General features: G+C 58.0%; 21 protein-coding genes. 9 read left to right on the top strand and 12 right to left on the bottom strand.

The window, feature by feature from the left end; genetic code table 11:
* Positions 1-2: 2 nt before the first annotated feature.
* From FPY71_RS04060 to FPY71_RS04050, 3 genes are all read right to left on the bottom strand, one after another.
* Positions 3-1,172 carry a Re/Si-specific NAD(P)(+) transhydrogenase subunit alpha gene (locus FPY71_RS04060; RefSeq protein WP_149297854.1) on the bottom strand — a complete coding sequence of 390 codons (1,170 nt, stop codon included), beginning with the start codon at positions 1,170-1,172 and terminating at the stop codon, positions 3-5.
* Positions 1,173-1,333: 161 nt separating this feature from the next.
* Positions 1,334-1,564 carry an aa3-type cytochrome c oxidase subunit IV gene (locus FPY71_RS04055; RefSeq protein ID WP_149297852.1) on the bottom strand — a complete coding sequence of 77 codons (231 nt, stop codon included), beginning with the start codon at positions 1,562-1,564 and terminating at the stop codon, positions 1,334-1,336.
* A 106-nt stretch (positions 1,565-1,670) separates the two neighbouring features.
* A complete protein-coding gene (locus FPY71_RS04050) occupies positions 1,671-2,192 on the bottom strand; it encodes a regulatory protein RecX (protein WP_149297850.1) in 522 nt (173 codons plus the stop codon).
* A gap of 93 nt (positions 2,193-2,285) precedes the next feature.
* Between FPY71_RS04050 and FPY71_RS04045 the strand changes: the two genes are divergently transcribed.
* A complete protein-coding gene (locus FPY71_RS04045) occupies positions 2,286-3,068 on the top strand; it encodes a gamma-glutamyl-gamma-aminobutyrate hydrolase family protein (protein ID WP_188052194.1) in 783 nt (260 codons plus the stop codon).
* Here FPY71_RS04045 and FPY71_RS04040 read toward each other — a convergent pair.
* The 4 genes from FPY71_RS04040 to FPY71_RS04025 are packed head-to-tail and all read right to left on the bottom strand — an operon-like array spanning position 3,030 to position 6,241.
* A complete protein-coding gene (locus tag FPY71_RS04040) occupies positions 3,030-4,058 on the bottom strand; it encodes a nickel/cobalt transporter (protein WP_246160123.1) in 1,029 nt (342 codons plus the stop codon). The genes FPY71_RS04045 and FPY71_RS04040 overlap by 39 nt on opposite strands.
* A 2-nt stretch (positions 4,059-4,060) precedes the next feature.
* Complete coding sequence (locus FPY71_RS04035) at positions 4,061-4,711, bottom strand: DUF1007 family protein (protein WP_149297848.1); 651 nt, start codon at positions 4,709-4,711, stop codon at positions 4,061-4,063.
* Between the two features lie 59 nt (positions 4,712-4,770).
* Positions 4,771-5,286 carry a L,D-transpeptidase gene (locus FPY71_RS04030; protein WP_149297846.1) on the bottom strand — a complete coding sequence of 172 codons (516 nt, stop codon included), beginning with the start codon at positions 5,284-5,286 and terminating at the stop codon, positions 4,771-4,773.
* 34 nt (positions 5,287-5,320) lie between these two features.
* Positions 5,321-6,241, bottom strand: coding sequence for a LysR family transcriptional regulator (locus tag FPY71_RS04025; protein ID WP_149297844.1), 921 nt, complete (start codon positions 6,239-6,241; stop codon positions 5,321-5,323).
* Between the two features lie 621 nt (positions 6,242-6,862).
* Here FPY71_RS04025 and FPY71_RS04020 point away from each other — a divergent pair.
* Both FPY71_RS04020 and FPY71_RS04015 read left to right on the top strand, forming a co-directional pair.
* Positions 6,863-7,996 (top strand): type III PLP-dependent enzyme, encoded by a 1,134-nt coding sequence (locus FPY71_RS04020; protein WP_149297842.1) that lies wholly within the window; start codon positions 6,863-6,865, stop codon positions 7,994-7,996.
* Between the two features lie 93 nt (positions 7,997-8,089).
* Positions 8,090-8,662, top strand: a complete 573-nt coding sequence (locus FPY71_RS04015) for a GNAT family N-acetyltransferase (RefSeq protein WP_149297840.1) — start codon at positions 8,090-8,092, stop codon at positions 8,660-8,662.
* Here the strand turns inward: FPY71_RS04015 and guaB are convergent, their stop codons facing one another.
* Positions 8,663-10,165 carry an IMP dehydrogenase gene (guaB, locus tag FPY71_RS04010; protein WP_149297838.1) on the bottom strand — a complete coding sequence of 501 codons (1,503 nt, stop codon included), beginning with the start codon at positions 10,163-10,165 and terminating at the stop codon, positions 8,663-8,665.
* Positions 10,166-10,391: 226 nt separating this feature from the next.
* A complete protein-coding gene (locus tag FPY71_RS04005) occupies positions 10,392-11,438 on the bottom strand; it encodes an MBL fold metallo-hydrolase (protein ID WP_246160122.1) in 1,047 nt (348 codons plus the stop codon).
* A 257-nt stretch (positions 11,439-11,695) separates the two neighbouring features.
* On the opposite strand from FPY71_RS04005, the gene FPY71_RS04000 reads away from it, so the two are divergent.
* Positions 11,696-13,072, top strand: coding sequence for an MFS transporter (locus tag FPY71_RS04000; RefSeq protein WP_149297836.1), 1,377 nt, complete (start codon positions 11,696-11,698; stop codon positions 13,070-13,072).
* On the opposite strand, the gene FPY71_RS03995 is transcribed toward FPY71_RS04000, so the two are convergent.
* A complete protein-coding gene (locus FPY71_RS03995; protein WP_149297834.1) occupies positions 13,020-13,772 on the bottom strand; it encodes an RlmE family RNA methyltransferase in 753 nt (250 codons plus the stop codon). The genes FPY71_RS04000 and FPY71_RS03995 overlap by 53 nt on opposite strands.
* On the bottom strand, positions 13,769-15,142 hold the full coding sequence (locus tag FPY71_RS03990) for a Ppx/GppA phosphatase family protein (RefSeq protein WP_246160121.1): 1,374 nt from the start codon (positions 15,140-15,142) through the stop codon (positions 13,769-13,771). Before FPY71_RS03990 ends, FPY71_RS03995 begins: the two co-directional genes overlap by 4 nt.
* A 164-nt stretch (positions 15,143-15,306) precedes the next feature.
* Between FPY71_RS03990 and FPY71_RS03985 the strand changes: the two genes are divergently transcribed.
* Positions 15,307-16,563: an allantoate amidohydrolase gene (locus FPY71_RS03985; protein ID WP_210246233.1), complete on the top strand. Its 1,257-nt coding sequence runs from the start codon at positions 15,307-15,309 to the stop codon at positions 16,561-16,563.
* A 40-nt stretch (positions 16,564-16,603) separates the two neighbouring features.
* Here the strand turns inward: FPY71_RS03985 and FPY71_RS03980 are convergent, their stop codons facing one another.
* The gene (locus FPY71_RS03980; RefSeq protein ID WP_149297832.1) at positions 16,604-17,524 is read right to left on the bottom strand and encodes a LysR family transcriptional regulator; all 921 of its coding nucleotides are present in this window, start codon (positions 17,522-17,524) and stop codon (positions 16,604-16,606) included.
* Positions 17,525-17,659: 135 nt separating this feature from the next.
* Between FPY71_RS03980 and FPY71_RS03975 the strand changes: the two genes are divergently transcribed.
* The 4 genes from FPY71_RS03975 (at position 17,660) to FPY71_RS03960 (ending at position 22,314) form a co-directional block, all read left to right on the top strand.
* Complete coding sequence (locus FPY71_RS03975) at positions 17,660-18,700, top strand: class 1 fructose-bisphosphatase (protein WP_149297825.1); 1,041 nt, start codon at positions 17,660-17,662, stop codon at positions 18,698-18,700.
* A 64-nt stretch (positions 18,701-18,764) separates the two neighbouring features.
* Complete coding sequence (locus tag FPY71_RS03970) at positions 18,765-19,640, top strand: phosphoribulokinase (RefSeq protein WP_149297823.1); 876 nt, start codon at positions 18,765-18,767, stop codon at positions 19,638-19,640.
* An 85-nt stretch (positions 19,641-19,725) separates the two neighbouring features.
* On the top strand, positions 19,726-20,850 hold the full coding sequence (gene fba, locus FPY71_RS03965) for a class II fructose-bisphosphate aldolase (RefSeq protein WP_149297821.1): 1,125 nt from the start codon (positions 19,726-19,728) through the stop codon (positions 20,848-20,850).
* Between the two features lie 3 nt (positions 20,851-20,853).
* Entirely contained in the window at positions 20,854-22,314 is a 1,461-nt protein-coding gene (locus FPY71_RS03960) for a form I ribulose bisphosphate carboxylase large subunit (RefSeq protein ID WP_149297819.1), read from the top strand.
* The last annotated feature ends 5 nt before the right edge of the window (positions 22,315-22,319 follow it).

Genomic DNA, 22,319 nt, shown 5'->3' with positions numbered 1-22,319 from the left:
GGTTAAGCGACCTCCCCTTTAACTGCCGGGTTCAAGCCTGCATCCACCGCAGGCGCAAATGCAGGATGCACCACTTTGCCGTCATGGGTCAGCGCTGTCGCCTGTTGCAATTCTTCTGTCAGATCAATCTTCAGCAGACCGCTTTCCTTGTCGACCATCGTCTCAAGAAAGGCGGCCAGATTTTTAGCATAGAGCAGTGAGGCGCTGGCGGCGATGCGGCCGGACACGTTGAGATAGCCAACGACCTTGGCCGGACCAACGGCTGCTATTTCGCCGGGAATTGCGCCTTCAACATTGCCACCGCGCTCAACCGCCAGATCAATGATGACCGAGCCGGGGCGCATGGACTCAACCATCTGGCGGGTGATGAGCCGTGGCGCAGGACGCCCGGGAATCAACGCCGTGGTGATAACAATGTCTTGCTTGGCAATATGGCTGGCCGTCAGTTCTGCCTGCTTTTGCTGGTATTGCGCCGACATCTGCTTGGCATAACCGCCCGCTGTTTCCGCCGCTTTGAACTCTTCATCCTCAACCGCAATGAATTTTGCGCCAAGCGATTCAACCTGCTCTTTGGCAGCAGGACGCACATCGGTTGCCGTGACAATGGCGCCCAACCGCCGTGCGGTTGCAATGGCCTGCAAGCCGGCAACGCCTGCCCCCATGACGAAAACGCGCGCTGCAGGCACGGTGCCCGCCGCCGTCATCATCATTGGAAAAGCCCGGTCATAAACCGCAGCCGCGTCAATAACAGCCTGATAGCCGGCCAGGTTGGCCTGAGAGGACAACACGTCCATGACCTGCGCGCGGGTGATGCGCGGCATCAGCTCCATGGCATAGGCGGTCAACCCGGCAGCAGCCAATTGCTGCAGTGCCTCGTCCTGCCCATATGGGTCCATAATGCCAATAATTGCCGCGCCCTTTTTATAGCCGGAAATTTCGGCGGGCAGCGGGCGGCGCACTTTCAGCACAACATCAGCATCCTTCGCATCAGCCGCTGTGCCGATACGTGCACCGGCAGCAACAAACGCCTCGTCGGGAATGCGTGAGCTTGTGCCGGCTCCGGCCTCCACAACAATGTCAAAACCCAATGCCTTGAGTTTCTTGACGCTGTCTGGTGACGCAGCAACGCGTGTTTCTTCTGCATCCCGCTCAATGGGAACGAATAGCTTCATCGGGTCCTCCGCCAGCTGGCCGGTTGGCCGCCGGAACGTTGAGAGCTTGCAGGCTGGTTGGTACCAATGTGCTTCATGTGATCTTTCGATCACCTGGAAAGCTCTAACTCATGGTTTGCCGCATTGTCCTGTTGTTAAACCACCAGGTTCAACAGGAAATGCTAGGCTTGGCGTAGAAGCACAGTCAGGATTGCACCACTGGCGGCAAAGGCGAACAGACCGCCAAACACACCCCAGGAGCCAATCAGACTTGCCAGCATGCCAATCAGAATAGCAACGGTGACGATTGTTCCGTACTTAACCAGCAACAGGAAACCGTCATACGTCCGCTGGTGCTCGGCGTAATCCATCGGCGCTGAGGTCAGGGGTTCCAAATCGTGGTGCTCTGCCATTCCATTTCTCCTGAGGCAAACTGGAGGCCCACTTATACGCATGTGGCCGCTGGCGGCAATGACCACGCTTGTGTTTTTGCAAGCTCTTAACGCAATTTGGCCATATTCAGTCGCGTTCTTCATCCGGATCAGCGTCAATAACCGCTTTGGAGATCTGGATGGGAAATCCAGCCCGGGCCATGGCTGCAATGTCGCGTTCGCGGCGCTCTGCTCTGTCCTTCACCCGATGCGGCCCCAAACGGCGGCGGCGTGCGTAGTTTTCCGCCGCTTGCCTTTCGTCGGTCTCATCGCCTGCCATAGCCCTTTCGACGGTTTCCCGGTCGATTCCCTTATCTGCCAGACGCGCCTTTGCCATTGCAGTTGATGCCCCACGGCGGCGCAGCGTTGCCAGCCGAGCCTCGGCGAAGGCATCATCATTCAGAAACTGCAATTCCTTCAGCCGCTCTATTGTCTGGCGGATCAGCTCTGCGCTGCCTTCCCGCGCAAAACCTTTCATCACAATTCTGCGCGCAAGCACCGTTTCCAGATGCGCGGCGCTTGCCGGATATCTGGCAAGATGGGCAATCGCCACGCGCATCAGCCATCCGGGAGATGCCGGAATGACTGGAGAGACATCTATTTCATCCATAAATTAAATGACCCACTCCCGTTTTGATGAAAAACTGTTTATCTCAGTGGGGATCGGAAGCTCAACTCTCCGAAGCAAAATGAGAATATATGAATGAGAAACAAACCCTTCGTCGCCATTCCCGCTGACATTCGCCAGTTTGAAACCTACACATGGCATGCCAGCCCGGACACTTATCTGAAAGCGGCGCTGCATGTTGCGGGCGTTATTCCGCTGATTATTCCCGCTATGGCATCAGCAATGGATATTGCCAGCATTCTGGAAAAAGTGGATGGCGTCATCACCACTGGTTCGGCAACAAATGTGCATCCATCGCGCTATGGCGTTGACGAGAGTGAATCGCATATGCCGTTCGACCACGACCGCGACGAGCTTTCCACCGCCCTGATCACCGGCGCGATTGAGCGCCACATGCCGCTTCTGGCAATCTGCCGTGGCCATCAGGAACTGAATGTGGCGCTCGGCGGCAGCCTTGCCTGTGAAATTCAAACCCTGCCCGGCCGCATGGATCATCGCCCGCCAAACCTGCCAACGCAGGAAGAGCGATTTGGTCTGCGCCATTACGTGCAACTGACTCCCGGCGGAAAATTGCAGCAGATTCTCGGTGCTGAACAGATTGAGGTTAACTCGCTTCACCGGCAGGCCGTAGACCGGCTGGCCGACCGCTTGATGGTTGAGGCTCAGGCGGCTGACGGCACCATCGAGGCCGTTTCGGTGCGCGATTACAACCAGTTCGGATTCGGCTTTCAATGGCATCCGGAATATCTGGCGGGCAAAGACGCGCCGTCCACTGCCATTATTGAAGCTTTCGGTCAGGCTTGTTCGACCTATGCTGCACTAGGCCGGAACCTGCATTTGCAGGGCGCCGCCGAGTAACGCCACACCCAGAACAATCAGCAGAAGCGCGCCTGACACTTCAAGCGCGCCCTGCAGCCAACCGCTCTTGCCGCCAAACTTCAAAGCGGTATCGCGAAACAGCACCGCCAGGGTGGCCAGTGCAGAAACGGTGATGGCGGTGCCCAGCGCCATGGCAAACACCGATAGGGCGCCACCAAGCCACATGCCGTTTACCGTGGCAAAGGTTAGCACAACAATTGCCCCGGCACAGGGCCGCATTCCCACGGCCAGAACCGCGGTCAGGCCGGAGCGCAGCCCAAAACCGGGCGCAGTCAGTTGCGCGGGCTCCGGCATGTGCATGCGCCCGCAGGCACAGTCAGCTTCCGGCGCAACACAAACGCCCGGCTCCACCGCATCAGCAGAAAAGCTGCTTCCGGCTTTCGCGGCACTTGCTCCGGAAAACTCACCTGCGGAACCAAAGGCCAGTTGTGCCGAACCGCGTGCCTGCCAGAAACGCCACAGCTTGCGTGCCAGCAGCCCGCAGCCGAAGAGAATGATCAGCCCATAGGACGCCAGTTCAAGATACCAGCCAAGTCCGGACATCGACAGACTTGCACCGCGCAGCAGCAGCCATCCGGCAGCAACGACAACCAGTGCCACAATGGCTTGCAGAAAAGCCGCGGCAAAACTGAGCGCAATGCCCCGCCGCAATTGTACGGTGTTGGCCAGCATATAAGCGGAAATAACCGCCTTGCCGTGCCCCGGCCCCGCAGCATGGAAAATTCCATAGGCAAAGGAAAGCGTGATCAGGGCCAGAAAGCCGCCATGGCCCTGCCGAAGCGCCACGAGCGCATGCCGCAGCATGGTGAAAAACTCTCTCTGTACCGATGCTATCCAGAGAAACAGTCCTGAAAACGGCCCGCTTCCCGGCTGGATAGCCACTTCTGCATTGCCGATGCCAAGCGATGACTGAGCCTGTGCAGCCCCTGCCATCACGGCCAGAAACAGACATGCTGCTAAAACCCGCATGGTCATTTGCACGACACGTCTGCGTGGATTGCCAAGGCCTTGGAATAATCAATTCCATCATCTGGCACTTTTTCATTCGGACGAAGCATGGAAATCTGCGCCATCCATTCTGCGGCGGCAGCGTCCGGATCCGGAATGGTGAATTGCCGCGTACAGCGCTCTGGCAGATCCAGCAATTCGAATGCCTCTTCGCTTTCGTAATCAAAGGCGACGAAAAAACTGTCGTCAAACGTGGAAAAGGTCACCGTTTTCTCGGCAAGATTGATCGGCTGATCCACCTTCATTTCAAAAAACAGAATAAGCTGCTGCTCCTGATACAAAGCCCGGATTTGCGCGGGCGGCTGCAGGCGAACCGGCCGGCCCGAAATGGTGATCAGCGTGTAGAAATCCCACTCGGCGATGGATTGGCGCACCGTTTCACCAATTTCCGCCAGTTCGTCCGGGTCCAGTGTGTTGTTGGCATTATTGTCAAAATCCACCAGCACGCTGGATGAAAACAATTCGTCCATGCGCCAAATGTTGCGGATAGCCAGAAGATTTGCCGAAGCATCGCCAACAATTTCCATTCGGGAATCGGCGAAGACATGCGGATGCGCCAATGCCGGCACGGTCATTCCCGCGAAAGCTGCAATGCAAATACAAGCCAGCCGCATAATCACTCCTTCTGCAGAGCCTGTTTGCTGCCGCAGAATGGCAAAAATAGGATCAGAAATTATTTCAGCACAACGACCTCTGCCCCGACATGTACCCGTTCGAACAGGTCCTGCACATCAGCATTCAACATGCGAAAGCAACCGGCGGATGCCGCACCACCAATAGAGTTAGGCGCATTGGTGCCGTGAATGCGATAATAGCCCCATCCGAGGTTCAAGGCTCGCACGCCCAATGGATTTTTGGGGCCGGGCCCTACCGAGTTTGGCAGTGCAGGATTTTTCTTGCGCATATCGGGCGTCGGAATCCATGTCGGGTTGACCCGCTTTTTAGATACCCAACTTTTGCCGAACCATTGTTCACTGGGCTTGCCAACGGCAATATTGTAAAGCAGCGCCTGATTTGGCCCGGTAACCAGATACAGCTTGCGGGCGCTTGTCAGCACAACAATCGTGCCAGCTTCATAGTCTCCCTCAAATGCCACCGCCGCCCGGTCCGGCAACAGGGGTGCAGATGGGGCGGCGTGCACAGGCACAACAAGCAGACACAGAAGCAGTGCACACAAACGCAACATCATGGCCATCTCGCAAATGGGGCAAGGCACCAGTCAATTAAGCGGCCTGGCCTTGTTTCTCTGCGCAATTCTGCCGGAACCAGGTTGCCAGAAAGTCAACAAAAAGCCTTGTCCGGGCAGGAAGATGCCGCCTGTGTGGAAAAACTGCATAAATTCCCGCTTCGCTTGGCATATAGTCCGCCAGCAACCGCACCAGATGCCCCGCTGCAATGTCATCGCGCACAATGAATTCGGGCTCAAGCGCCGCACCCAGCCCCGCAAGTGCGGCCATTCGCACCGAGACCGGAGAGTTAACCGTGAACTGGCCGGAAACATTGACCGGAATAGGCGCGCCAGTCGCCGGATCGCGAAATGTCCAATTGTAAAGCGAGCGGGCATTGGAATCGATAACGATCGGCCATTGCGCAAGATCCTGCGGGTGTTGCGGCATGCCATATTTCTTCACAAGCTCCGGCGTGGCGCAGATGGCAAAATCCAGCGAGGTCAACCTCCGGGCAATCATCGACGAATCATCCAGCCGGGTCATGCGGATGGCAACGTCAAAGCCCTCTTCCAGAAGATTGACGAAATTGTCGTCCAGATGCACTTCCAGCCGGATTTCCGGATGCAGCCTGGCAAACTCAATCAGGCACAGGCCAAACTCCGCATCGCCAAAGGTGCGCGCAGCACTAACCCGCAACGTTCCCCTTGCCTCGCCCGTGGCGGCGCGCGCCTCGTCGTTCAATCTGTCCAGATCTGCCAGCAGCGCACTGGCTCGCGCCAGATAAACCTCCCCCGCTGCGGTCAGGGCAATCTGGCGCGTGGTGCGGTTGATCAGCAGCACCCCCAGATCATCTTCCAGTTCGCGCACATATTTGGACAAAAGCGCTTTGGAACGACCGGTTTTTCGCGCAGCGGCGGAAAATCCTTCATTCTCAACCACAGCAATAAAGGCCCGCATATGTGTCAGTGTGTCCATTCCGTGCGCCCCGCCTGCCAAATGATGGTCAATCTTTCATGCTCTAGAGCATTTCCCGCTGAAACGGAATCGTTTCACATCTGGCTAGGCGACAAACATGGAGGCTGCGAGGTTCAGAGTATCGCAGGATCACGTCGGCCAATCCGGCACTGAGTTGCTTCAGAAAAAATATGCATTTGGGTAAATTAACTGTTGAATGTGACGAAAAGCTTTCTTATATCGACCTTGCCCTATGTCGCACGTGCCTGTGGGCGTCCCCCGGTCCTCAAATGCGAGGGTTGCCGGGACGGTACCTGGAGTTTCTCCAGTCGGTTTCGCTGCTCGTGAAATCGTGGACGCCTTGAAGCAACGACGGTTCGGGCCTTTCTGGTCTCTCCCGGTCTCCAAATCCGGGAATTCTGAAGAGGCACACCATCATTGCCTGAAGTGCGGCGGGTTTCCCCCTCCAAGCCATGGCAGACAATTTAGCGTAGATCGCTTTGCCGCCTCTCCGGTTGCGTTGCGAAATCGCGTTATACAAGTCGCGTTTCGCGTTCAGCGTTTGGGCAGGGTCTCCACAGGCTGCCCGATTGTTGGCTCGCGTGCGCTCCTATTCAACCTTCCGGTTATGGGAGAGCTATTATGGCAACGCAGCGTATTACCGATTTTCTGGCCACCCGCCGTCCCGAGGGGCCATGCCTGATCGTCGATCTGGATGTCGTACGGGACAATTTTCATGGCTTCCGCAAAGCTTTGCCGGATTCGGCAATTTTCTATGCGGTCAAAGCCAATCCTGCGCCTGAAATCCTGAGCCTTCTGGCTTCGCTCGGCTCCAACTTCGATTGCGCCTCGGTGGCTGAAGTCGAAATGGCACTGGCCGCAGGTGCATCGGCAGACCGCATTTCTTATGGCAACACCATAAAGAAAGAGCGCGATATTGCACGTGCGCATGGCCTTGGCGTTTCACTCTTCGCAGTTGATTGTGTGGAAGAGGTTGAAAAAGTTGCCAGAGCCGCGCCAGGCGCACGGGTGTTCTGCCGTGTGCTGACCGATGGTGCGGGAGCGGAATGGCCGCTTTCACGCAAGTTCGGCTGCGTGCCGGTTATGGCGATTGACGTTCTGGAAGCTGCGCACCGGCTGGGTCTGGTCGCAACGGGCGTTTCCTTCCATGTTGGTTCACAGCAGACCAACACGGAAGCGTGGGATGGTGCACTGGCCGATGCGGCTTTCGTGTTCCAAACCCTGGCAGAGCGCGGCATCTTCCTGACGCTGGTCAATATGGGCGGTGGTTTTCCAACGCGCTACCTCAAGGATGTGCCAACAGCGGAAGCCTATGGCCGCTCGATCTTTGATGCGCTGCGTCGCCACTTTGGCAATCATCTGCCAGAGACAATCATCGAGCCGGGCCGCGGAATGGTGGGTGATGCGGGTGTCATCAAGGCAGAGGTAGTTCTGGTTTCCAGAAAGTCGGCCACCGATGAAAACCGTTGGGTTTACCTCGACATCGGCAAGTTTGGCGGCTTGGCTGAAACAATGGATGAGGCCATCCGCTACCCGATCGTGACCGGTCGCGACGATGATCAGAAAGAGCCGTGCATTCTGGCTGGCCCGACCTGTGATTCTGCCGATGTGCTGTATGAAAAGATGCCTTATCCGTTGCCGATCACATTGACGGTGGGCGATGAGGTGCTGATCAAAGGCACGGGTGCATACACCACAACTTACGCTTCCGTGGCGTTTAACGGCATCGAGCCGTTGCGGGCCTACATTATCTAGGTCTGCCGCCGGTCAGCCCGGTTCAACTCCGCCTGTGCTAACAGGCGGAGACAACCCCTCATATCAAAACTCTGAGCTTGAAAGGTTTGCGCCATGTCTGCCGCGCTGTCTTTTGTTGCGCCTGAACCTCTGCCACAAATCGGCCTGCGGTTGGAACAACACGCAGATATCGCCGCGCGTGAGGCGTTGCTGGATCTTGCAATGGGCAAGCATCGCAAGCGCAAATCTTCCGAGACCCTGCGCCGTGGCCGGTTGCCGGCTGATGGCTTGGCTCTGGTGGCAGTGGATGATGCGGGCTCGGTCATCGGCACCGTGCGTCTTTGGCATGTGGATGCCGGGGGCGTGCCCGCCCTGCTGCTTGGGCCGCTTGCCGTTTCGAAGCAGATTCAGGGCAGCGGCATTGGCTCAATGCTGATGCAGCACGCTGTTGCGGAGGCTGCAAGGCTTGGCCACGGCGCCATATTGCTGGTGGGCGATGCGCCCTATTACCAGCGCTTCGGTTTCAGCGCAGAAAAAACCACTGATCTATCAATGCCTGGGCCATATGAAAAACACCGGCTGCTGGCGTTGGAACTGCGTGATCAGGCGCTGGCCGGTGCTGCAGGAATGATCTGCCCCACCGGCCAGAAGGCCGTAGCCGAAGAAAAGCGCCGCCGCTTCGGCTGATCAGATCGCTCCAGGATAGTTCGGGCTTTCCCGCGTGATTGTCACATCATGTGTGTGGCTTTCACGCAGGCCCGCGGAGGAAATCCGCACAAACGTTGCATTGTTGCGGAAGTCTTCCAGCGTCTGCGCACCCGTATAGCCCATAGCAGCGCGCACTCCGCCTGAAAGCTGATGCAGAACGCCACCGACAGGCCCCTTATAGGCAACCTGCCCTTCAATGCCTTCCGGCACCAGCTTCAACGTATCGCGCACTTCCGCCTGAAAATAGCGGTCGGCGGAGCCGCGAGCCATGGCGCCCACTGAGCCCATGCCACGATAGGCTTTGAAAGACCGGCCCTGATGCAGATAGACCTCGCCTGGGCTTTCTTCTGTGCCGGCCAGAAGCGAGCCAACCATGACAGCCGATGCACCGGCCGCCAGGGCCTTTGCCGCATCACCCGAATATTTGATGCCGCCATCGGCAATAACCGGCACGCCGGCTTTATCAGCAACGGATACTGAGTCCATAATGGCCGACAATTGCGGCACGCCAACACCGGCGACAATGCGCGTGGTGCAGATCGAGCCGGGGCCAATGCCCACCTTGATGCCATCGGCTCCGGCATCAATCAGCGCCTGAGTGCCATCCCGCGTTGCCACGTTTCCGGCAATCACCTGCACCTCGTTGGACATGCTCTTGATGCGGGTAACCGCATCCAGCACCCGCTGCGAGTGACCATGCGCCGTGTCCACAACAATCAGGTCAATACCGGCATCAATCAGCCGCTCGGCGCGTTCAAAACCGTCATCACCGACGCTGGTTGCGGCAGCCGCCAGCAAACGCCCCTGCGCATCCTTGGCAGCATTCGGGTTAAGCTGGGATTTTTCAATGTCCTTGACGGTGATCAGGCCAATGCAGTGGCCGGCTGTATCGACAACCAGCAGCTTTTCAATCCGGTGTTTGTGCAGAAGTTGCTTGGCTTCCTGATGATCAACATTGTCGCGCACGGTGATCAGATTTTCGCGCGTCATCAGTTCAAAGATTTTCTGCCGGTCGTCAGAGGCAAAACGCACATCGCGGTTGGTCAGGATGCCGACAAGACGCCCCTTGGCATGACCACCCTTGCCGCCATTTTCCACAACGGGAATGCCCGAAATGCGGTGCGCAGCCATCAGCGCACGGGCATCTCCCAACGTGGCATCCGGGCCAATGATCACCGGATTGACCACCATGCCGCTTTCAAACTTTTTAACTTGCCGCACCTCTTCGGCCTGCTGATCAGGCGTCAGATTGCGGTGGATGACGCCGATGCCACCGGCCTGCGCCATGGCAATGGCCAGCCTTGCCTCGGTCACTGTGTCCATGGCCGCAGACAGGATCGGCATGTTCAAGTGCAGGGTCCGGGTGATATTCGTGCGGATATCCACCTGCCCCGGCATCACCTGCGAGTGGGCTGGTTGCAGAAGAACATCGTCAAAAGTCAGAGCCAGTGCCCCGGTCGCGGTTTCAATTATCTGGGCCATGCCAGTCCTTCCGATCAGCGGATTCGGGGGCCGGAAAAGTGGCCGCACCCGAATGAAGAATGGCAAGGGCTGCTAGCATGTACAGCGCCGTTTGGGAAGTGCTGTGGTGTGTTTAGAGCGTTTGACGTGATCATTCGCTCACTCGGCATGCAATGATGTCTCGTTTTTGTGGATTGCGCTGCCGTCGAAGCGTTTCCGCCTCAACGGCAGCGCAATGCCGTGGCCGTCAACCGGGTGCGGAAACTTCCCTGTCCAGTTGCAGTGAATAGGTTTCCGGCATGTAGCGGAAGGAATCACCATCACGCAGCACATAGCCAACAGCGGGAAACGGCATGTGGTAGCCAAAGAATGGCAGCTTCTCATCAGCCAGCATTGCGGCAAAGCGCTTGCGGGTCTCTGCCGCTTCCTGCTTGCCCATATCGAACCGCACCTGCCATTCGGGCCGCTGGAGTGAAACGACGTACTGGCCGAACACATCCCCCATGAAGAACATGCGCTTGCCGCCGGAATTCAGTTCCAGTGCAAAATGCCCCGGCGTGTGGCCATAGGCTGCGCGCAAAAACAGGCCCGGTGCAACTTCGTCACCATCCTCTGCCTTGACCAGATTGTTCTCAAGCGGACCAAGCCGCATGGCCACTGCCTCGGCATTGCCTGCAGTGCCACCGGCCTTGGCAGCGTCGGAAGTCCAGAACTCATGTTCAATCCGACCCACCACGTGGTGTGCCTTGGGAAAAGCCGGAGCGTTGTTTTCAGTCAGCCCGCCAATGTGGTCGGCGTGCAGATGCGTCAGCACCACGGTGTTGATAAGGTCTGGCGCAAAGCCAGCCGCTTCCAGACGCTGGCTCAGATAGCCAAGACCGCCAGAGCGCCCGCCGGAACCAAAGCCTGTGTCTATCAGCACCGTCTGCCCGCCGGTTTCGACAACAACCGGGTGGAAAAAATTGACGAACTGATTGGAAGGCAACATGTTTGCTTCCATCAACTCCGCCACCGCCTCCGCGGTCTGATCTTCGCCAAAGGTTGGAAACGGTCCATCGCCCGGGCGCACCCCGTCCAGAATGACGGTGACCTTGGCATCGCCTACCTGAAAGCGCCGCCAGCCCGGCGCCAGCGGCGCATCAGCCAGATTTGGCAGTGGTGGGGCCTCAGCAGCGGCCGGGGCTTGCGCCTCCTGCGCGCTGGCCGCAGCAGAAACCAATGTTCCCGCAGCCGCACCACCCAGCGCCAGTTTCAGCGCGTTGCGTCGATTCATGCCCACCGTCTGCCCTGCCATGTTTCCAGCTCCTGACCTCGTGATTTTTTGATTGTAGGTCAGAACTAGGGCAAGAAGAGGCACGCGCCCCCTGTGCAGGAAAATATTTTACGGCCATTCTGCCAGAGCATTCGGGCGAGCCCACAAAAAACTGAACGCTGTCCCAACTGCTCTTGTTGCATTACCCCGCCCTTGAAACGATTCCGTTTAAACACAGAATGCTTTACTGTTAATACACAGCCTCCCTTATCAATCGCTTGCCTGAAAGCCCGGTCCTCGTGAAAACAATTGTTCCAGTGGTGCTGGCCGTCGCCCTGTTCATGGAAAATATGGACTCGTCCATCATCTCCACCTCACTGGCGACCATCGCGGCAGATATTGGCACCAGCCCGATTGCACTGAAACTGGCTCTGACCAGCTATTACGTGGCACTGGCGACCTTCATTCCAATTTCCGGGCGCATGGCGGACCGCTTTGGTCCCAAGCTGGTTTTTCAGTGCGCCATTGCGGTGTTCATGGCGGGGTCGCTGGCCTGCGCCATGGCAAATTCCTTGCCGGGCTTTGTTGCAGCGCGCTTTCTGCAAGGCATGGGTGGCGCGATGATGACGCCGGTTGGTCGTCTGCTGCTGGTGCGCTCATACAGCAAGAGCGATCTCGTTTCAGCCATGGCGTGGTTTTCCATTCCGGCAATGATTGGACCGCTGGTTGGCCCGCCGGTCGGTGGCGCAATTTCCACCTATGCAGACTGGCGGTGGATTTTCCTGATCAATCTGCCCATCGGCGTGGTGGGAATTTTTCTGGCGCGCCGGGTATTGCCCTATATTGCACCATTGCAGGCCGTGCGGTTTGACTGGCCGGGCTTTGTGCTCTCCAGCCTTGCCTGCTCCAGCCTGGTGTTCGGCTTTTCCATCATATCCTTGCCCGTAGTGCCGCCGCTGTTTGGTTTTGCGCTGGCCTTTGCCGGGTTCGGTTTTGGCCTTCTTTACATACGCCATGCCAATGGCACACCGGACCCGCTGCTGAACCTCAACCTCTTCAACATTCCCACCTTGCGCGCTGCCATTGTCAGCGGCGCGGTGTTTCGCGTCGGAACCGGAGCGCTGCCGTTTCTGCTGCCGCTGATGCTGCAATTGAGCTTCGGCTATTCGGCTTTTGCATCCGGGCTGATCAGTGCGGTTTCCATTGGCGGCGCCATCGGCATGAAGTTTCTGGCCAAGCCTATTCTGCGGCGCTTCGGCTTCAAGAACGCCCTGTTGATCACCGCGGTTCTCTGTGGATTTTTCACCGCAATCACCGGTTTTTACCGGCCGGATATGGCGTTGGTGATTCTGCTGGTGCTTCTGGTGGTTGGCGGCTTCTTCCGCTCGCTGTTTTTCACCGGCATCAATGCCCTGGCTTTTGCAGATGTTTCCGGCAGCCGGTCCAGTGATGCGACAGCGCTTCTGTCCGCTTCGCAGCAGGTTTCCATTGCCATGGGTGTTGCGCTGGCCGGCGGCATTCTGGAGGCTGGTGTTCTCCTGAGCGGGCAGGCCGTGCCACCCGCCGGCTATTTCACCATGGGCTTCGTTGTTGCCGGCGCATGCACCCTTCTGGCACTGCTGGCTATTGTTCGTCTGTCTCCGTCGGCGGGTTCAGAGATTTCTGGTCGTCATTAGCATCATGCAGGCCCCTGGCCGTACCGCGAAACCCCTTGGCCAGCAGAAACAGTTCCACCGAGCCATCGCGTGAGGCCGGTGGTTTGACATGGTGCACGGAGGTAAAATTCTTTTTCAAAAGGGCCAGAAGCTCACCCTCGGTGCCGCCCTGAAATGTCTTGGTCAGAAAGTGGCCGCCGGGTTTCAGTGTGCGAATGGCGAAATCCACTGCCACTTCGCACAGATGCATAGTGCGCAGATGGTCTGTGCGCCGATGGCCGGTGGTTGGCGCGGCCATGTCGGAAAGAATGATGTCCGGTGCGTCGCCAAGAGCTTCCAGCAACCGGTCTGGCGCATCATTATCCAGAAAATCCATTTCCAGAATGGTGGCCCCGGAAATCGGATCGACCGGCAGATAATCAATTCCAACAACCCGCGCCTCTTCAGGCGCGTTGGCTGTGCGTTGCACCGCAATCTGGCACCAGCCACCCGGTGCACAGCCAAGATCCACCACCTTCATGCCCTTGCGCAGCAGCTTGTAGCGGTCATCGATTTCCGAAAGCTTGTAGGCCGCGCGTGAACGATAACCATCGACCTTTGAACGCCGGACATAGGGGTCGTTCAGGTGCCGTTCCAGCCAGCGCCTGGACGAAGCCTTGATGCCGCGCTTTTTCTTGACGCGGACTGTCAGCCCCCGGTCATCACCCCGTCCACCACTCACGCGCTTTGCCTCATTCGGTTCTGCTGGGATTCCCGCCGCCACACGCCATCCGCAACCATCATTTCAATCAACAGGCCTTCCCGCAGCCCACGGTCTGCGACACGCAGCACGGGTGCGGGCCATTGCCGCCGAATTGCTTCCAGTATGGCACATCCGGCCAGAACAAGATCTGCCCTTTCGCTGCCAATGCAGGGATTGGCAATCCGCTCTTCAAAACTCCAGTCACAAATGCGCGCCACAAGCTCGCTCACTTCGGCATTGCGCAGCCACAGCCCATCCACCTGCCGGCGGTCATAGCGCTCCAGCCCAAGGTGCACACCCGCCAGCGTTGTCACCGTGCCAGAGGTGCCCAGCAAATGAAACCCGGCCTTGCCGACATGCTCTGCCAGACGGTCTTTGCCGGGAAACTGGGCAATGTGGCTGGAAACATCATCGACCATAGCCTGAAACTGTTCTGGCGAAACATTGCGCCCGCCATAACGCTCAGCGAGGGAAACCACACCAACAGGCAGCGATGTCCAATCCACAATATGGTTGGAAAGCCGGCGTGTTGCACCTGCGCTCAGATCCAGCAAGGCAATTTCAGAGCTGCCGCCGCCAATATCAAACAGCACGGCGCCACGCGCCGCGCGGTCGACCAGCGATCCGCAACCGGAAACTGCCAATCGTGCTTCGGTTTCCCGACTCACGATCTCAAGGTCAAGTCCCAGTTCCTTATGCACGCGTTCCAGAAACTCTTCGCCGTTGGCAGCGGAACGGCATGCTTCGGTTGCAATCAACCGCAAGCCGGTGATGCGGCGTGCTGCAAGTTTCTGCCGGCACACGGTCAGCGCAGCCAAGGCCCGATCCATGGCCGGCTTCGCCAGACTTCCGGTTCGGCTCAGTCCCTCGCCCAGCCGCACAATGCGCGAAAATGCGTCAATGACACGAAACTGCCCCGGCCGGCCGGGAACCGCCACCAGAAGCCGGCAATTGTTGGTGCCAAGATCCAGCGCGGCATAAATCGGCAAGTTGCTTTGCGTTGGCGATTCTGCAGGCCGCAACGTGCGGGTTTGCGGTTTCGCGGGCCCGGCTGCGGGGGAACCACGGCGGCGGCGGCGCTGCTTCTTGCGCGGTGCAGCAGGTAACCCGCCACCCTGCCGGGCAAGCGCCGCTTCTGCCTTTTCCACCTTTTCACCCAGAACAGGTGGCAAATCGGCATGCGCTGTCGCAGGCGCTGCCGGCTTTCGCCGTCTCCTTCGCTGGCGTTTGGAAAGCCGGCTTATCGAGGCCTTTTCGCTCTCGCCGTCTTTCATGCGCTTATAAGAGGCGGCGGGCCGCTCCCTTTCGGTATCATCCAACCACAAACCATTTCCGGAGCCAGCCCGCATGTCGGGCCCCGCATCCAAATCAGAATCTTTCGTTACAAACAGTGTACCAGCCCATTGAGCTTTCACAAGCGCTGCTCACAATGGAAATCCGGCTGAACCTGAGTCGAAGCTGGTGATTTTCTGCGCAAATCACAAGCTGCCGAGATCTATAAGGGGCAGGATTGATGAGCGATACCATTGCAGAGACGATTATTTCGCAATCGCGCATCATGCAGCGGCTGAATGAGCTGGCAAAATTTTCCAGCGAGCCGGACCAGCTCACCCGGCTATATCTTTCCACAGCACACCGGCAAGCGGCTGTTCAGGTTTTGCAGTGGATGCAGGAGGCAGGCCTGAGTGCGGATATGGATGCCGTGGGCAATGTTGTCGGGCAGACACCCGGTTTGCAGCACGGTGAAAAGCGCCTGATACTGGGCTCGCACATTGACACGGTGCGCAATGCCGGTCGCTATGACGGCACGCTGGGCGTGGTGGTGGCCATAGAAGCGATGGACAGGCTGGCCCGCATGGGTGCCCAACTGCCTTTGCCAGTGGAGATTGTGGCATTTGGCGATGAGGAAGGGGTGCGCTTTCCCGTAACGCTCACGGGCTCCCGCGCGCTGGCCGGCACTGTGGATCCGCAATCTTTGGCGGCACGCGATGCGGATGGCGTAAGCCTGCATCATGCCTTGCTGGCATTTGGCGGCGCACCGGACGCCATTGCCGGGGTTGCACGCGCACCGGGATCGGTGGCCGCTTATGTTGAAGTGCATATTGAACAAGGCCCGGTGCTGGAGGCACAGGGCGCACCAACCGGCATCGTAACCGGAATTGCCGGGGCCGTGCGAGCCGCCGTGTCAGTAACCGGGCTGGCTGGCCATTCCGGCACGGTGCCCATGTCCATGCGCCGCGACGCACTGGCAGGTGCAGCACAGATGATCGGCGAGGTAGAGGCTGTTGCGCTTGCAACACCGGGGCTGGTGGCAACTGTGGGACAGATCCAGGCGCGGCCCGGCGCGGTGAACGTCATTCCCGGCGCGGTCACATTCAGCCTCGATGTGCGCAGTCTGGACGATGCCACCCGCCACGCCGCCATACAGCGGTTGCGACAGGTTTTCAGCGCCATTGCCAGCCAGCGCAGCCTGATGCTGGATTTTGTCATTGGTTATGACGAGCGCACTGCGCCTTGTGCAGAACACCTGCAAACGGCGCTTGCCGCAGCCATCCACGCTGAAAACCTGCCGGAGGTTCGGCTGGCAAGTGGCGCGGGCCATGACGGGCTGGCAATGATGGCTCTCTGCCCGATAGCCATGCTGTTTGTACGCTGCAAAGGCGGCATCAGCCACCATCCGGATGAAGCTATCCTGGAAGAAGATGCCGAAGCTGCTGTTCGGGTGCTGATGCGTTTTCTGCAAAATCCCGGCTTGAGCATGTCTCGTTAAACAAAACCGGTCAAACGGCAGGACAATGCAACAAACCGGTCTAGCTTTTCGGCAGAACGGGCAGAAACCGCTCTCCCCTGCGCAATAGAAACTGCCAGAACGCGGTTTCTGCCGGTGTTGGCGTGCGGTCGGCCCGCGTGACCACGAACCACTGCCGCCGGATCGGCGTGCCCACCACATCCAGCACAACCAACCGGCCAAGATCCAGCTCTGTGGCAATGGTGTGGGCAGAAATCAGGGCAATGCCCAAGCCAGCCATCACGGATTGCTTGATGGTTTCGTTGGAATCCAGCTCCAGCAACCTGTCGTCCAGCAATTCCGGAACGTCGCGTGTGAACACCTCCAGAGAACGGCGGGTGCCGGAGCCGCGTTCCCGTGCAATCATCCGCTCTCCCAGCAATTCATTTCGCGCAATCTTGTGCTGACTGGCAAGCCGATGGTCGGGCCGCGACACGATGACCAGAGGATGCTCACCGAACACGCTGGCACGCACCGGCAAGTCTCTGGGTGGCTGTCCCATCAAGGCAATATCAATGCTGTAATCGCGCAGCTCATCAAAAATGCGGCTTTTGTTGCCCACGGTCAGTTCCACATCGACATCCGGATGTTCATCCGCAAAAGCGGCCAGCACTGAGGGTGCAAAATATTTGGCCGTGGACACGACGCCCAGTCGGATGCGCCCCCGGCGAAGGCCTTTCAACGCTTCAATTTCCGCTTCCATGTCATGCAATGCAGTGTCGATGACATTGGCGGCGGCCAGCACACAGGCGCCCGCCTCTTTCAACCGCATGCCGCCGCTGGACCGGTCAAACAATGCCAGGCCCAGCGTTTCCTCCAATTGCTTGATTTGCAGCGTAATGGCCGGCGATGTCAGCCCCAGCGTTCGGGCCGCGCCCGAAATTGTGCCATGGCGATGGATAGCCTGCACCGATCGAAGCTGCCGAAGGGTTAAATTGATCATGGGTAAGGTCTTAAGTTTTTCTTATGTGACTATTTAAGCAAATAAATTTTACTTAGTCCATCTGCAATTGCATACTCTAATTCGACACTGGAATGAGCAGGGCAAAAGAAACCTGCCATTCCAACGGGAGGATTTCTGATGGCGGCCTCACTGGAAGCTCATTTGCGCGCCTATGCCGGGGAAGACCCTTTGCGCAACGATGTTGCAGAAACAATCTGGCAATTGGCGCGCGCTGCCTTGAAGCTGCGCACACTGGTTGCGGAAGAGCCCCAGCAGACGCCTGCAGCCGCCAACCGTATCAATGGTGGCGGTGATGAGCAGCAATGGCTGGATATTGAAGCTGACCGGATTTTCATTGAAGCGGCGCGCAACTGCAAAATCGCCACGCTGCTTTCCGAAGAGCAGGACAACGTCCTTGAGTTGAGCAACACGGGCACTCTGGCTCTGGCCATTGACCCGCTGGACGGCTCTTCCAACATCGACATCAATGCGCCCATCGGCACGATATTTTCTCTGCTGCCGCTTGCGGAGCAGCCGGGTGCCGGGCCACAGGCCAGCTTTCTGCAGACTGGCAGAAGCCAGCTTGCCGCCGGAATATTTGTATTCGGGCAACGCTGTCTCTTCATTCTGACGTTGGGCGCAGGCTGCAATATCTTCGTATACTCGCAAGCCTTTGGCGGTTTTGTTGAACAGCGGCATGCGGTGTTCATCCCGGAAAAAACTGCCGAATTTGCAATCAATGCCTCCAACTACCGGCATTGGGATGAAGAGCTGCGCCTTTACATCGACGATTGCCTGGCGGGTGCCGATGGGCCGCGTGAAAAAGATTTCAACATGCGTTGGCTGGCTGCCGTTGCAGGCGATGTTTTGCGCATTCTGACACGCGGCGGGGTCTATCTTTACCCCGGCGACCAGCGCAGAGGCTATAAAAGCGGTCGGTTGCGCCTGCTGTATGAGGCCAACCCGATTGCCATGATTGTGGAACAGGCGGGCGGCGCGGCAACTGACGGCCGGGTCAATCTTCTGGATATCCAGCCAGAAGCCATTCACCAGCACATACCCGTGGTCTTCGGCTCGGTGCGTGAGGTGCAGCGCATAGCCCGATACCTCACAGATCCATCCGCCATAGGCGAACGCTCGCCATTGTTCGGCAGGCGCAGTCTGTTCCGCGCTTAGCCAGCCAAGCCTCATAATGCCCATGCCCGGAAATCGGGAAGCATTGCCAGTTCAGGAGCCTGTAATGAGTGCGAAACATCCCATTATTGCCATTACCGGCTCATCGGGCGCAGGCACGACTTCGGTCAAACGGATTTTCGATCTGATTTTTCGCCGGGAATCCGTCAAGGCCAGCTTTATTGAAGGCGATGCGTTTCATCGGTTCAATCGCGAAGACATGAAGCAACGAATGGTGGATGAGGCTGCCAGCGGCAACCAGAATTTCTCCCATTTCAGTCCCGATGCCAACATTCTGGAAACGCTGGAGGAAATCTTTGCCGAATATGCCCGCAAAGGAACCGGCCGTACACGCCATTATGTGCATGACGAGGCCGAAGCGCAGCTTTACGGTGGACAACCCGGAAATTTCAGCGAGTGGGAAGAGTTTTCCGGCGACAGTGATCTGCTGTTTTATGAAGGCTTGCACGGATGTGTGCGAACCGACGCAGTGGACCTTGCGCGGCATGCTGACCTGAAAATCGGCGTCGTTCCAGTCATCAACCTGGAGTGGATTCAGAAGATTCATCGCGACAAGGCTTCGCGCGGCTACTCCACCGAGGCGGTGATGGATGTGATCCTGCGCCGGATGCCGGATTACGTTCGCTATATCTGCCCGCAATTCACGCTGACCGACATTAATTTCCAGCGTGTGCCAATTGTCGATACGTCCAACCCGTTCATTGCAAGGTGGATACCCACCCCTGATGAATCCATGCTGGTCATTCGCTTCGCCAATCCGCGCGGCATCGATTTTCCGTACCTGCTTTCAATGATCCACGACAGTTTCATGTCGCGGCCCAACTCCATTGTGGTGCCCGGCAACAAGCTGGATCTTGCCATGCAGCTCATTCTGACACCGCTGATCCTGCAACTGATAGAGCGCCGCAGGCGGCTGACCTGAACTTGGTCACTCCATGATTTCTCGCATGTCTTGCCGCTGAAACGTGACCGTTTCATCAAGAATTACTCTGGAAGGACCCGGCACAATGGCCAGAATTACCCTGAGGCAATTGCTGGATGACGCCGCCGAATATGGCTACGGCGTTCCGGCTTTCAACATCAACAATATGGAACAGGGCCTGGCGATCATGTCGGCAGCAGCGAAAGTCGATGCGCCGGTGATTTTGCAGGTTTCACGCGGGGCGCGCAGCTATGCCGGAGATATCATGCTGGCGCGCATGGTGGATGCGTTGGTGGAAATGCATCCTGATGTGCCGCTTTGCCTGCATCAGGACCACGGCAATGATGAAGCCACGTGCCTGACGGCCATTCAACACGGCTTCACTTCCGTGATGATGGATGGCTCGTTGGAGGCCGACGCCGCGACCCCTGCCAGCTATGACTATAATGTTGCCATCACCGCAAGAGTGGCAGAGGCAGCGCACGCCGTGGGTGCGTCAATCGAAGGAGAGCTGGGCGTACTCGGCTCGCTGGAAACCGGATCGGGCGAGGCTGAGGATGGCCACGGATTCACCGGCACTCTGGCGCAGGAGCAATTGCTGACAGACCCGGACCAGGCCCAGGATTTTGTCGCCAGAACCGCAGTTGATGCCCTTGCGATTGCCATGGGCACTTCGCACGGCGCTTACAAATTCAGCCGCAGGCCGGATGGCGGCATTCTGGCCATGCACATCATCGAGGAAATTCATCGTCGGTTGCCGTCGGTTCATCTGGTCATGCACGGCTCCTCTTCCGTTCCGGAAGCCTTGCAGGACATGTTCAACCGCTATGGCGGGCAGATGCGCCCTACCTGGGGCGTGCCGGTAGAGGAAATAGAGCGCGGCATCCGCCACGGCGTGCGCAAGATCAATATTGATACAGATTGCAGGCTGGCAATGACCGCGCAGTTCCGCCGCATTGCCAGCCTGCAGCCAGATGAATTTGACCCGCGCAAATTTCTGAAACCGGCAATGGAAGAGTTGCAGAATCTTTGCCGTGAAAGATTTGAACAGTTTGGCACAGCGGGAAATGGCGCACGCATCAAGGTGTTGCCCATGGCTGCAATGGCCCGCCGCTATGCCTCTGGTGAATTGACAGGCGGAAACTTCAACGCCCCGCCCGCAAGCAGGCCGCAACCGCGGCAGACAGCCCACTCAACCGGATGGAGGTAAGCTATGTCCGAGAATTCGCAAACCGTTACCGGCAAGGACCGCTACAAGTCCGGTGTCATGGAATACAAGCGCATGGGATACTGGGAGCCAGACTACCAGCCCAAAGATACTGACCTTATCGCCTGTTTTCGCATCACTCCGCAGGACGGGGTGGACCCGATTGAGGCTGCGGCGGCCGTTGCCGGTGAATCGTCAACCGCCACGTGGACGGTTGTCTGGACTGACCGGTTGACTGCGGCGGAAAAATACCGCGCCAAGGCATACCGGGTAGATGAGGTGCCAAATTCCGAAGGCAGCTACTTTGCCTATATTGCTTACGATCTGGACCTGTTTGAGCCCGGTTCAATCGCCAATCTGACCGCGTCGATCATTGGCAATGTCTTTGGCTTCAAGCCTTTGAAGGCGTTGCGGCTGGAAGACATGCGGCTGCCGACCGCCTATGTCAAAACCTTTCAGGGACCAGCCACCGGCATTGTGGTTGAGCGTGAAAGGCTGGACAAGTTTGGGCGCCCGCTGCTGGGCGCGACCGTCAAGCCCAAGCTTGGCCTGTCAGGCCGCAATTATGGCCGGGTGGTTTATGAAGCGCTGAAGGGTGGGCTGGATTTCACCAAGGATGATGAAAACATCAACTCGCAGCCCTTCATGCACTGGCGTGAGCGTTACCTGTACTGCATGGAGGCGGTGAACCGCGCTCAGGCAGCCACGGGCGAAATCAAGGGCACCTATCTCAACGTAACCGCCGCCACGATGGAGGATATGTACGAGCGGGCGGATTTTGCCCGGGATCTTGGTTCCAATATCGTCATGATTGATCTGGTCATCGGCTGGACGGCCATGCAATCCATGGCCAAATGGGCACGCCGCAACAATATGATCCTGCACCTGCACCGCGCCGGGCATTCCACCTATACGCGGCAGAAAAGCCACGGGGTTTCCTTCCGGGTTATTGCCAAATGGGCGCGATTGGCGGGGGTGGATCATATTCATGCCGGCACGGTCGTTGGCAAGCTTGAGGGCGACCCTGCCACCACACGCGGTTACTACGACATCTGCCGCGACGAGTTCACCCCGCAAAACCTTGGCAATGGCGTGTTCTTCGACCAGCCATGGGCTTCGCTGAACAAGATGATGCCTGTGGCCTCCGGTGGCATTCACGCCGGGCAGATGCACCAGCTGCTGGACCTGTTGGGAGAGGATGTGGTGTTGCAGTTCGGCGGCGGCACAATTGGCCACCCCATGGGTATTGCCGCGGGCGCAACCGCCAACCGCGTGGCGCTGGAATGCATGATTCTGGCGCGCAATGAAGGCCGCGACATTGTGAATGAAGGGCCTGACATTCTGGAGGCAGCGGCCCGCCACTGCCAGCCGCTCAAGCAGGCGCTGGATACGTGGAAGAACGTGACGTTCAACTACGCCTCAACGGATGCACCCGACTATCAGACCAGTGTTTCCGCGGCGGCGTAACACAG

It is taken from the genome of Aureimonas fodinaquatilis, from assembly GCF_008369445.1.
In the GTDB taxonomy this organism is placed as follows: domain Bacteria; phylum Pseudomonadota; class Alphaproteobacteria; order Rhizobiales; family Rhizobiaceae; genus Aureimonas; species Aureimonas fodinaquatilis.
This window is presented reverse-complemented; position numbering and strand designations above follow the sequence as displayed.